This window comes from Kitasatospora sp. NPDC018619, assembly GCF_044391605.1.
Classification (GTDB): domain Bacteria; phylum Actinomycetota; class Actinomycetes; order Streptomycetales; family Streptomycetaceae; genus Kitasatospora.
The window spans coordinates 498,086-509,643 of record NZ_JBISAI010000002.1; the positions used below are offsets into that span (position 1 = coordinate 498,086).

General features: G+C 76.7%; 10 protein-coding genes. 7 read left to right on the plus strand and 3 right to left on the minus strand.

What is annotated here, in order from left to right; translation table 11 throughout:
• Nucleotides 1-655: 655 nt before the first annotated feature.
• The 4 genes from ctaD (at nucleotide 656) to ACH5AR_RS04790 (ending at nucleotide 4,510) form a co-directional block, all read left to right on the plus strand.
• Nucleotides 656-2,338: a cytochrome c oxidase subunit I gene (gene ctaD, locus ACH5AR_RS04775; protein WP_396299980.1), complete on the plus strand. Its 1,683-nt coding sequence runs from the start codon at nucleotides 656-658 to the stop codon at nucleotides 2,336-2,338.
• Nucleotides 2,339-2,458: 120 nt separating this feature from the next.
• Nucleotides 2,459-2,992, plus strand: coding sequence for a hypothetical protein (locus ACH5AR_RS04780; RefSeq protein WP_396299935.1), 534 nt, complete (start codon nucleotides 2,459-2,461; stop codon nucleotides 2,990-2,992).
• A 165-nt stretch (nucleotides 2,993-3,157) separates the two neighbouring features.
• Entirely contained in the window at nucleotides 3,158-3,877 is a 720-nt protein-coding gene (locus ACH5AR_RS04785) for a response regulator (protein ID WP_396299936.1), read from the plus strand.
• A gap of 177 nt (nucleotides 3,878-4,054) precedes the next feature.
• The gene (locus tag ACH5AR_RS04790; RefSeq protein ID WP_396299937.1) at nucleotides 4,055-4,510 is read left to right on the plus strand and encodes a pyridoxamine 5'-phosphate oxidase family protein; all 456 of its coding nucleotides are present in this window, start codon (nucleotides 4,055-4,057) and stop codon (nucleotides 4,508-4,510) included.
• Nucleotides 4,511-4,686: 176 nt separating this feature from the next.
• On the opposite strand, the gene ACH5AR_RS04795 is transcribed toward ACH5AR_RS04790, so the two are convergent.
• Both ACH5AR_RS04795 and ACH5AR_RS04800 read right to left on the minus strand, forming a co-directional pair.
• Nucleotides 4,687-5,283, minus strand: coding sequence for a TetR family transcriptional regulator (locus tag ACH5AR_RS04795; protein WP_396299938.1), 597 nt, complete (start codon nucleotides 5,281-5,283; stop codon nucleotides 4,687-4,689).
• Complete coding sequence (locus tag ACH5AR_RS04800) at nucleotides 5,280-6,425, minus strand: saccharopine dehydrogenase (protein WP_396299939.1); 1,146 nt, start codon at nucleotides 6,423-6,425, stop codon at nucleotides 5,280-5,282. Before ACH5AR_RS04800 ends, ACH5AR_RS04795 begins: the two co-directional genes overlap by 4 nt.
• A 38-nt stretch (nucleotides 6,426-6,463) precedes the next feature.
• On the opposite strand from ACH5AR_RS04800, the gene ACH5AR_RS04805 reads away from it, so the two are divergent.
• The gene (locus tag ACH5AR_RS04805) at nucleotides 6,464-7,312 is read left to right on the plus strand and encodes an alpha/beta fold hydrolase (RefSeq protein ID WP_396299940.1); all 849 of its coding nucleotides are present in this window, start codon (nucleotides 6,464-6,466) and stop codon (nucleotides 7,310-7,312) included.
• Nucleotides 7,313-7,342: 30 nt separating this feature from the next.
• Here ACH5AR_RS04805 and ACH5AR_RS04810 read toward each other — a convergent pair whose 3' ends face one another.
• Complete coding sequence (locus tag ACH5AR_RS04810; RefSeq protein ID WP_396299981.1) at nucleotides 7,343-9,040, minus strand: GAF domain-containing protein; 1,698 nt, start codon at nucleotides 9,038-9,040, stop codon at nucleotides 7,343-7,345.
• 391 nt (nucleotides 9,041-9,431) lie between these two features.
• Between ACH5AR_RS04810 and ACH5AR_RS04815 the strand changes: the two genes are divergently transcribed.
• Together ACH5AR_RS04815 and ACH5AR_RS04820 are read left to right on the plus strand one after the other, a co-directional pair.
• Complete coding sequence (locus ACH5AR_RS04815; RefSeq protein WP_396299941.1) at nucleotides 9,432-10,283, plus strand: universal stress protein; 852 nt, start codon at nucleotides 9,432-9,434, stop codon at nucleotides 10,281-10,283.
• Between the two features lie 203 nt (nucleotides 10,284-10,486).
• Entirely contained in the window at nucleotides 10,487-11,494 is a 1,008-nt protein-coding gene (locus ACH5AR_RS04820; protein ID WP_396299942.1) for an Acg family FMN-binding oxidoreductase, read from the plus strand.
• Nucleotides 11,495-11,558 lie beyond the last annotated feature (64 nt).

The following is an 11,558-nucleotide window of genomic DNA, read 5'->3' on the forward strand; positions in this document are numbered from 1 at the left end:
GCCGATCGGCGCTGAAGGGCACCGAATCGACCGGGTCCGGTCACGCCGGGCACACAGGCGGGGCTCCGGCGGGTGGGATCGGGGGTGGGTTTCGTACGGTGTTCCGGCAGGTCGGGCGAGCGGGCGGGGCCCGCCCGGGCCGGGCGGGCGGGCGGTTCCCGGCGCTGCGTCGGGCGGCCGGGCGCAGCGGCGGTCGGCGGCCGGTTCCGGCGGTTCTCGACCGGGGCTCAGCGCCGCGGCGAGCGCGGCCCGAGCGCGGCGCGCCGTACGGCCGGGCGGCGGCCCGACGGCCGGTCAGGACACTCCCGCCGTACGGTCGGGAGGCGTCGGTCGCCCGGTCGGGGCACCGGCCGCCCGGTCGGGAGCCCCCGTGCGCCCGGTCGGGAGGTCCCGGTCGGGGCCCGGGAACTCGGGCCCAGCGGCCCCGGGCGCGCGGGCCGAAGGGCCCTGGGGTGCGGAGGCGGCCTGTTCGGATCATGGATCGCCATCCATTCGCACGACGTTCCGAAGGAGTGCGTCCTTGAGCGCCACCCAGGCACAGGGCGACCCCACCTCACCGCCGACGGCCCTCCCGGCCGGGGCGGTCAGGGCCAGGAGGCCCGGGTCGGCCCTGGTCAGACTGCTGACCACCACCGACCACAAGACGATCGGCACCATGTACCTGGTGTCCTCGTTCGCGTTCTTCCTGATCGGCGGCATCCTCGCCCTGGTCATGCGCGCCGAACTCGCCCGGCCCGGAACGCAGATCCTCTCCAACGAGCAGTTCAACCAGGCCTTCACCATGCACGGCTCGGTGATGCTGCTGCTGTTCGCCATGCCGCTGTTCACCGGCTTCGCCAACTGGATCATGCCGCTCCAGATCGGCGCGCCGGACGTCGCCTTCCCGCGCCTGAACATGCTGTCCTACTGGCTGTTCATGTTCGGCTCGCTGATCGCCGCGGCCGGCTTCGCGACCCCGCAGGGCGCCGCCGACTTCGGCTGGTTCCTGTACGCGCCGCTGTCCGACGCGATCCACTCGCCCGGCGTCGGCGCCGACATGTGGATCATGGGCGTGACGCTGTCCGGCTTCGGCAGCATCTTCGGCGCCGTCAACTTCATCACCACGATCATCTGCATGCGCGCGCCGGGCATGACCATGTTCCGGATGTCCATCTTCTGCTGGAACGTGCTGCTGACCTCGGTGCTGGTGCTGCTGGTCTTCCCGGTGCTGGCCGCCGCGCTGCTGGCGCTGGAGTGCGACCGCAAGTTCGGCTCGCACGTCTTCGACCCGGCCAACGGCGGGGCGATGCTCTGGCAGCACCTGTTCTGGTTCTTCGGCCATCCCGAGGTGTACATCCTGGCGCTGCCGTTCTTCGGCATCGTCTCCGAGGTCATCCCGGTCTTCAGCCGCAAGCCGATGTTCGGCTACGCCGGCCTGATCGCGGCCACCGTCGCGATCGCCGGCCTGTCCGTGACGGTGTGGGCGCACCACATGTACGTCACCGGGCAGGTGCTGCTGCCCTTCTTCTCCTTCATGACCTTCCTGATCGCCGTCCCGACCGGTGTGAAGTTCTTCAACTGGGTCGGCACCATGTGGAAGGGCTCGCTGAGCTTCGAGACCCCGATGCTCTGGACGGTCGGCTTCCTGGTCACCTTCCTCTTCGGCGGCCTGACCGGCGTGCTGCTCGCGGCCCCGCCGATCGACTTCCACGTCTCGGACTCGTACTTCGTCGTCGCCCACTTCCACTACACGCTGTTCGGCACGGTGGTCTACGCGATGTTCGCCGGCTTCCACTTCTGGTGGCCGAAGATGACCGGCAAGAAGCTCGACGAGCGGCTCGGAAGGATCACCTTCTGGACCCTCACCGTCGGCTTCCACACCACCTTCCTGGTGCAGCACTGGCTCGGAGCCCAGGGCATGCCCCGCCGCTACGCCGACTACCTCGCGTCGGACGGCTTCACCACCCTGAACACCGTCTCGACCATCGGCTCGTTCCTGCTCGGCCTGTCGATCCTGCCGTTCCTCTACAACGTCTGGAAGACCGCCAAGTACGGCGAGAGGGTCACCGAGGACGACCCGTGGGGCTGGGGCCGCTCGCTGGAGTGGGCCACCTCCTGCCCGCCGCCGCGGCACAACTTCGTCAAGCTGCCGCGGATCCGCTCCGAATCCCCGGCCTTCGACCTCCACCACCCGGACATCGCGGCCCGCGACGTCCTGGAGAACAGCGGCAAGCCCGCCACCCACCTCGGCGACGTGGAGCCGGCGAAGTACGACCGGCCGCTGGGCCGGGCGGCCCGGGCGGCCCGGGCGGCCGCGCCCGCCTCCCGGTCCGCGGACCGCACCGGGCCCGAGGACTGACCGGCCCCGCCCCCGAACGCCGGCCCCGCCCGCGTCGCTGCCCCCGGGCGGGCGGGGCCGGCCTGCGCCCCGCACCCCCTCCCACCCTCCCCACCCCTTCGTGACCAGGAAGGCCGGGTCGTGAACCACACCGTTCTCGCCATCGGCACCGCCGCCCTCACCGCGAGCGGCTGTGTCTGGTACCTGCCCGCCATCGCCGACCTCCAGGCCGGCGCCGACCGGCCCCGCTCCACCCGCACGGCCGCCGCGGCCTGCGTGCTGTGGTGGGCCGCGCTCGCGCTCGCGGGCGGGCTGCTGCTCGTCCTGCCGGACTGGCGGCCCGCCGCCCAGATCGCGCTCGCCGGACTGGTCGGCGGCACGGCGCTGCGGCTGCGGGCGCTGTGGGACCGGCGCCGGGAGGTCCGGGAGACGGCCGCCCGCTGGGCCGCGCTGGACGCCGGGCCCGCCCCGCGCTCCCGGCGGGCGCCGGCGATGGCCCTGGCGGGCTGGCTGGTGGTCGGTGCGGCCGTCGCCTCGCTCGGGGCGGCGGCCATCCTGCTGTCGGGCGGCGGCGAGGTGCTGCCCCGGGTGGTGCTCGCGGCCGTCAGCGGCGCGGGCGTCGCGCTCGCCTTCCTGCTGATGGGGCTGGGCAACGTGCGGCGCCAGGGGCGCTGAGGGCGCCCGGGCCCGCCGGGGACCGGCCGGGGGCGCCGTGCGGGCCGGGCCACAGGGCCCGGCCCCAATGGGGCCGTTGGGCCCTGGGCCCAACGGCCGGCCGTACGGGATGATGCCCTGGGCCCCGCTGGGAGTGTGCGGGGGTGACGAAGGTGGAGCCGCGTGATGGCGACCAAGACGGAGGGTGCCGAGGCCTCGGCGCCGGTCCGGGTGTTCCTGCTGGACGACCACGAGGTGGTGCGCCGCGGGGTGCACGACCTGCTGGACGGCGAGCCGGACCTGGAGGTGGTCGGGGAGGCGGCGACGGCCGAGCAGGCGCTCGTCCGGGTGCCCGCCCTGCGGCCCGACGTGGCCGTGCTGGACGTCCGGCTGGGCGACGGCGACGGCGTGTCGGTCTGCCGGGAGCTGCGCTCGCGGATGCCCGGGCTGGCCTGCCTGATGCTGACCTCCTTCGACGACGAGGAGGCGCTGCTGGACGCCGTGATGGCGGGCGCCGCCGGGTACGTGCTCAAGCAGATCAGCGGGACGGACCTGGTCGCCGCCGTCCGCACCGTCGCCTCCGGGCGCTCCATGCTCGACTCCGGCGCCGCGACGCGCCTGCTGAACCGCCTGCGCAGCGACGCCGAGCCCGCCCGGCCGGTCACCACCGGGCCGGGCCTGACCGCGCGCGAGCAGGAGGTCCTCGAACTCATCGGCGAGGGCCTGACCAACCGGCAGATCGGCGAGCGGCTCTACCTCGCCGAGAAGACCGTCAAGAACCACGTCTCGCGGCTGCTCGCCAAGCTCGGCGTCGAGCGCCGGGTGCAGGCCGCCCTGATCGCCACCGAGCTGCGCCAGGCCTCCGCCGCCCCGCAGCCCCCGGTGCTGCGCTCCGGCCGGTTCTGACGCCGAAGGGCCCTGCGGGCCCGGCCCGAAGGGCCCCTGCGCCCGAGGCTGGTGGGCCCTGCGCCCGAGGCCGGTCGGTCCCGGGCCCGGGACCCCACCGGGCGGGGGCCCGGCAGGGCCCCCGCCGGGACCATCGGCCCTCGCGGGCCGGTCCGCGCCCGGGCGAGCATCGCTCGCATGAACCGCGACCACGTCCCGTCCCCCCGCGTCCCGGCCCCCGGGCGGCCCGGCCCGTACGACCGCTCCGGCCCGCCCGGCCCGCCCGGAGCACGCGAGCTCGACCGGGAGCGGTCGCTGGAACTGCTGGCCCGGGCCGAGGTCGGCCGGGTGGTGTACACCGTCGGCGCCCTCCCGGCCGTCCTGCCGGTGCCGTTCCGGCTGGCCCCCGGCGGCGTGCTGGTCTCGGCCCCGGCCGGCTCCGAACTGGCCCGGGCGGTCGACGGCGCCGTGATCGCCTTCGAGGCCGACGAGATGGACGGCCGGGACGGCACCGGCTGGTTCGTCACCGTCCTCGGCCGTGCCCAGGTCCGCCCGGCGGCCCGGACGGCCGCGCCGGACGGTACGGACGACCCGGACGGCACGGTCCGGATCCGGATCCGCCCGGAGCTGGTGATCGGCCGCTGCCTGAGCTGAGCTCCGGCCTCCCTCACGGTCCTAGCTGGGGCGTGTCTGACAGTTCTCGCCGGGTGCGCGACGTCGGGGCACACACCTCGCCGCGTTGTCGTCGGTCGCCAATGCTCCGCAGTGGCTCCCTCCTCCGCCTTGCGATGCACGCACCCCGACGCCGCGCCCTGGTCCGACGCCAATTGTCAGACACGCCCTAGCAACGCCTCGGCGGTGCGCAGGAGTTCGGCGTCTGTCGCCGGTTCCGCGGTGCCGGCCAGGCCGGAGCGGAGGAGCGATGCGCCCTCGACCAGCATGATGAACACCCGGGCGCGGGCCCGCCGTTCCTCCTCCGCCAGGCCGGGGTGGCGCTCGGCGAGGAAGGCGGCGACCAACTCCCGGTAGCGGGTGTAGAAGGCCCGGACGGCGGCGGCCACCGCCGGGTCGCGGGCGGCGAGCGCCCAGAGCTCGGCGAAGAGCCGGACCAGCCGCGGGTCCTGGTGTTCGGCGAGGAGCGCACCGAGGAGTCCGCCGAGCCGGGCGTCCCGGGCGCGGGCCGGGTCGAGCAGCGGGCCGAGGCGCTCCACCGAGCGGTCGAGCACCCGGCCGAGGACGGCGGCCACCAGCTCGGTACGGGTCGGGAAGTAGTGCTGGAGGTGGCCGAGGCGGACGCCCGCGGCGGCGGCCACCGCCCGCATGGACAGCTCGCCGCCGCCGGTGGTGACCAGCAACTCCTCGGCGGTGTCCAGCAGTTCCTCGCGGCGCTGGGCGCCCTTGCCGCTCAGGCCCCGGACGTTGCTCATGCCGCCGCCCCCGCGCCGTGCCGCCCCTGGGCCGCGGTGACCGTGACCAGGACGCCGAGGTCCGCGAGGTCCGCGAGCACCTGCCCGGGCAGCGGGGTCTGCTCCGGGAAGGCGACCCCGGCGGGCGGCGGGGCGCCGTCCGCGCCGAGCGCCCGGCGCAGGGCGAGCAGCGCGCCGACGGCGGTGAGCCGGGCCTGGCCGGCCCGGTCCTCGACGGTGGCGGTGAGGGTGCGCCCGCCGGCCGTCACGTCGGTGCGCAGCAGGGCGGTGCCGCCCTCGCCGGGGGAGTGGAGCAGCGCGCGGCGGGCCGGCTCCCAGCGCTCGCCGCGCCCCCAGCGGAAGAACCCGGCGCGGCGGACGGCCAGCAGGGCGGTGGTGGAGGCGCGGGAGCTGAAGCCGATCCGGGTGGCGGCGGTGGTGGCGCCCAGGGTCAGCGGGAGGGTGAACTGCTCCGGGGTGTCGATCCCGGCGACGAGGGTCGGGGTGCCGCCGATCCGTACGGTGCGCGGGCGGGTGAGCGGGGCGACGGAGCGGCGCCGCCCGTCCTGCACCACCTCGTAGTCGAGCCCGAGGCGGTCCATGAACTCCACCGAGTCGGCGCCGGCCCGGTCGGCGAGGTCCCAGCGGACGGCGGTCTCGACCCGCTCGGCCCCGCCCAGCCGGGCCGCCAGCGCGGCGGCGACCAGGCTGGTCACCCCGCCCATCCAGGCGGAGGAGAGCAGCACCGGCGCGGTCGGGCGCAGCAGGGCGGCGAGGGTGGCGGCGCGCTGGAGCCGGGCGGTCCAGCGGGTGACGTCCACGTACGGGACGCCCGCGCGGACGGCGGCCCGCAGCACCCGGTCGTCCGGGTCGTTGACCACTCCGACGACGGCCCGGACGCCGGCGGTGAACGGCTCGGGGTCGGCGAGGTCCCAGCGCCGGGCGGTGGCGCCGTCGAGTCCGGCGGCGAGGTCGGCGCCGCGCTGCTCGGAGCGGCCGGTGAGCAGCAACGGCCAGGCGGGGGCGGCGAGTCGGGCCAGTTCGGCGCCGACGGTGCCGTAGCCGCCGACCAGCAGGACGGGGCCGTCGGGGTTGTGGTGGAGGCGGTCGGCGGGGAGGGTGGGGTGCGCGGGGTGTCCGTCGGGGACGGGTTCGGTGCTCATGCAGACAAATATAGGTCGCCTGACCTAAAATTGTCGTCATGACTGACTCCGCCGTTACCGGCCGCTCCGCCGGCCTGCGCTCCTTCGACAGCGGCCACGGCCGACTCGCCTACCTCGACGCCGGTACGGGCGAGCCGCTGGTGCTGCTGCACGGCGGCCTGCTGGACCACCGCAGCTGGCTCGACCAACTCCCCGCCCTGCTGCCCGAGTACCGGGTGATCGCACCGGACACCCGCGGCCACGGCGCCTCCGACAACGCGAGCCGGCCCTTCCGCCCCGCCGACGACCTGGCCGACCTGCTGCGCCACCTCGGCCTCGGGCCGCTGACCGTGATCGGGCTGTCCATGGGCGGGACGATCGCCCTCGACCTCGCCCTGGAGCACCCCGACCTGGTCGGCGCGCTGGTGATCAGCGGCAACGGCACCAGCGAGTCCGAGTTCGGCGACCCGTGGCTCGGCGAGCTCGCCGCCGACCAGGCCGTCGCGCTCGCCGAGGGGGACGGCGAGGGCTGGCTGCACTCCTTCACCCGGCTCGCCGCGGGCCCGCACCGCGGCCTGGACGAGGTCGATCCCGACGTCGTGCGCCGGCTCAAGGAGATGACCCGCAACACCGTCGGCAAGCACGCCCCCGACGAGCCCCAGTACCTGGAGCCGGTGACCGACACCTGGAGGCGGCTGACCGGCGTCACCGTCCCGCTGCTGGCGATCAACGGCGGCCTCGACTCGGCGGACCACGTGAACCTGGCCGAACGGGTCGTGCGCACCGTCGTCGACGGCCGCGCGGTGACCGTCGAGGGCACCGGGCACTACCCGAACATGGAGCGGCCGGAGGAGTTCAACGCCCACCTGCTGGACTTCCTGCGCGCCCAGCGGGCCCGGCGCGGCTGACGGGCCCGGCGGCCGCGCCGGGCCGGGGCCTCAGGACCCGATCGGGGCCTCCCACGCCAGCCGGGTGCCGCCGCCCTCGGCCGGGCCGACAGTGAAGCTGCCGCCGACCCGGTCGGCGCGCTCGGCCAGGTTGCGCAGCCCGCTGCGCCGCCCGCCCTCGGGCACCCCGACGCCGTCGTCCGTCACGGTCAGCACCACCCGCCCGGCCAGCGCGCGCAGCGTCACCTCGACCCGGGACGCCCCGGCGTGCCGGACGGCGTTGCTGAGCGCCTCGGCGAGGACCGCGACCACGTGCCCGGCCAGCTCCTGGGGCACGTCGGTGTCCAGCAGGCCCTCCATGCTCAGCCGGGGCGCGAAGCCCAGCGGCCCCTGGGCGTCGGTCACCACCCGGGTGGCCCGGGCGCGCAGGCCGCGGTCCGGCTCGCCGTGGGCGCGCAGACCGAAGATCGTCGAGCGGATGATCTTGATGGTCTCGTCCAGGTCGGCCACCGCCCGGGCCACCCGGTCCGCGGCCGCCGGGCTCTCGATCAGCCGGCCCGCGCTCTGCAGCGTCATCCCGGTCGCGAACAGCCGCTGGATCGCCAGGTCGTGCAGGTCCCGGGCGATCCGGTCGCGGTCCTCCAGCAGGTTCAACTGCTCCGCGTCGCGCCGCCGTTCGGCCAGCTCCAGGGCCAGCGCGGCCTGGTCGGCGAAGCCGAGCAGCGGGCCGGTCTCCTCCGGCCCGAAGGGCGGCTCCCCCTGCGCCCGGGCCAGCAGCAGCACGCCCCGCCCGTACCCGGTGCCGGTGCCCAGCGGCACCGCCACCGCCGCGCCCAGCCCGTCGAAGCGGCCCGCCGGGCCGGCCGGGAACCGGGTGTCGCAGGACAGCTCGTCACTGGTGGCCGGCGAGCCGGAGGCGTACGCGGCCCCGGACAGCGTGCCGTCCACCGGCACCGTCACCCCCAGCCGGGCGGACGGCGTGCCGCCCAGCGCGACCTCCACCGTCAGCTCCTCGGCCCGCTCCTCCGGGCCGGCCAGCGCCACCGAGACGTCCGCCAGCTCGGCGCCCGCGATCTCCCGCGCCCGGCGGGCGATCAGCTCGACGACCTCCAGCCGCGGCGCCCCCGACAGCAGGCTGCGGGTGATCTCGGTGCTCGCCCGCAGCCAGCGCTGGCGCAGCTGCGCCTCCTCGTAGAGCCGGGCGTTGTCGATCGCCACCCCGGCCGCGACCGCCAGGGTGGCGATCACCGCCTCGTCGTCCTCGTCGAAGTCCAGCCCGCCGCGCTTGTCGGTCAGGTAGAGGTTGCCGAACACCTCGCCGTGCACCCGCACCGGCACCCCCAGGAAGGTGTGCATCGGCGGGTGGTTCGGCGGGAAGCCCGCCGAGGCGGAGTGCTCGGACAGCACCGGGCAGCGCAGCGGCCGCGGCTCGCGGATCAGCTCGCCCAGGATGCCCCGGCCCGACGGCGGCGGGCCGATCTCGGCGATCTCCTCCTCCGACAGACCCACCGTCAGGAACTGCGACAGGCTGTGGCCGTCCGGACCGATCACCCCGAGCGCCCCGTAGCGGGCGTCCACCAGGTCGGCGGCGGCCTCCACGATCCGGTGCAGCGCCTGCGCCAGATCCAGCTCGCGCCCCACCGCCAGGACCGCCTCCAGCAGGCTGTGCACCCGGTTCTGGGTGCCGCGCGCCGCGTCGATCCGCCACTGGAGCTCCTCCAGCAGCTCGTCCAGGCGCAGCCGTGGCATCCGCGCGCCGCCCACCGCCGCGCCGCCGTCCGCTCCGCCCACCGCTGTCCTCCTCGTCGTGCTGCCCTGAGCGGCCCGTCCACTCCCCGGACACGCCGCGTCCGTCCCGCGGACGGCCGCCGCCCCGCCCGGCCCGGCACGCCCGGCGGCCGACCAGCGGGATCGCCCTGTTCACGGTAGTGCCCGGGGGTCGGTGGTGAGGACGGCGGGGTCCGCCGTAGGCTCCGTCGGGCGGGCCTTTCGTCCCGTCGTCCAGGGCCCAGGGGCCCCTGCCGCCGCGCGGTGCGGGGCTGCCAGGGTGGGGGAGGAGCGGACGGGGCGTCAGAGCGCACCGCGGCCCGCACCGAACCGCCGAGCGTCGACCGGGTGTCGACAGTGTGGAGGAAGAGACATGACGTCAACCGTGTTGGCCGGGGTCGACGGATCGCCGCAGAGCACCGCGGCCGTCCACTGGGCCGCCGCCGAGGCGGTGCGCCGGGGAGCCGCGCTGCGCCTGGTGCACGCCTGGCCGTGGCTGACCGACGGGGTGTCCTCCTTCGCCGAGGCGGACGACCTGCCCGAGGCCGTCCGCCGCACCCTGGCCGAGGCCGCCGAGGACGTCCGCCGGCTGCACCCGGACCTGACCGTGGAGAGCGACGCCGTCCTGGACGCGCCGGTCGACGGCCTGCTGGCCGCCGCCGCGGAGGCGGAGCTGCTGGTGCTCGGCTCGCGCGGCCGCGGCGGCTTCGCCGGGCTGCTGCTGGGCTCGGTCAGCATGTCGGTGGCCGGGCGCAGCACCGTGCCGCTGGTCGTGGTGCGCGAGCCGGGCGCGGAGGGCGGGGGCGAGGTGGTCGTCGGCGTCGACGCCCACACCCCGGAGGCGGAGGTGCTCGACTTCGCGTTCCGCGAGGCGGCCCTGCGCGGCGCCCGGCTCCGGGCGGTGCACGGCTGGGACCTGCCGCCGGTGTTCGGCTACGCGGGCGGCGCCGTCCCGGCCGCCGAGCTCGGCCAGCTGGAGGCGCTGGAGGCCGAGCTGCTCTCGCTCGCCCTGGCCGGGCCGCGCGAGCGGCACCCCGAGGTCGAGGTGGTGGAGGACGTGCAGCTCGGTGCCGCCCGCGCCCTGGTCGAGGCCTCCGCCGGCGCCGGGCTGGTCGTGGTCGGCCGGGGCCGCCGGTCGGTGGAGTTCGGCCCCCGGCTCGGCCGGGTCGCGCACGCCGTCCTGCACCACGCCGAGGCCCCCGTCGCGGTCGTCCCGCACGGGTGACAGCCGCCCGTCCGGTGGATCCGCCCCCGTCCCGATCCACCGGACGGGCCCGGCCGACCGGGCCGGATCCGGGCGGGGCCGCGAACGGTCCCGGGGACGGGCCCTTGGGCCCTGTCCCCGGGCCCGTTCGCGCGCGCACGCTCGGAAGCAGCGGGCCCGCGGGCCGCTACGGCCGAACCCCTCGGTGGAAGGAGTGGACCGCCATGATGCTCGACCCGGCTCTCACCCCGATGCTCAGCGCGGCCGACCTACGGCTGCTGGCCGCCGCCGGCGGCGCGGCGCCCTCGCTGCACAACAGCCAGCCCTGGCGCTTCACGCCGACCCCGGACGGGCGCGGCCTGGCCGTGCACGCCGACACCGCGCGCGCCGTACCGCTGGCCGACCCGTCCGGGGCGGCGGTCCACATCGCGGCCGGCGCGGCCGTGTTCAACCTCCGGGTGGCGGCCGGGCGGCTGGACCGGGAACCGTTGGTCCGGCTGCTGCCGGACCCGGCCGAGCCCGGCCTGCTCGCCGTGCTCGACCTCTCCCGCCCGGCCGCCGAGCAGGCGCCCTTCGGCCCCGACCTCTACCCCGCCATCGACGCCCGGCACTCCAGCCGCGAGCCCTTCGCCCCGCGTGACGTCCCCGAGGCCGTGGTCGGCGAGCTGATGGCCGCCGCCCGCGCGGAGGGCGTCACGCTGGCCGCGCTGGAGGAGGACGGCGTGCGGCGGGTGCAGGCGCTCACCGCCGAGGCCGAGCGCCGCAACGCCGCCGACCCGGCCCGCGCCGCCGAGTCCCGCGCCTGGCTGCGGCCCGACGACGGCACCGCCGTGGACGGCATCCCGCGCTCCGCGCTCGGCCCGCGGGACCACGACGCCCGGGTGCCGACGCGCGACTTCGCCGGCCGCCCGCCGGAGCCCGCCGCGCAGCCCTCCCGGCGCTTCGAGCCGCTGCCCCAGCTGTGCACCCTCAGCACCACCGGCGACGGCCCGCTGGACTGGCTGCGCACCGGGCAGGCGCTGGAGCGGGTCTGGCTGCTGGCCACCGTGCACGGCGTGCGGATCGGCATCTGGCACCAGGCGGTCGAGTGGCCGGACACCCGCTGGGCGCTGCGCGACCCGGCCGCCGGGCCGGGCCACGTCCAGCTGGTCCTGCGGACGGGGTACGGCCCGCCCGGCGCGGCCACCCCGCGCCGGGCCGCCGAGGAGACCCTCGGGCGGCACCCCGCCTGACGGTGCCGCCGGGGCCGCCGGGGCTGCGGTGGTCCTCGGTGGGCCTCGGCGGGCCCTTGCGGGC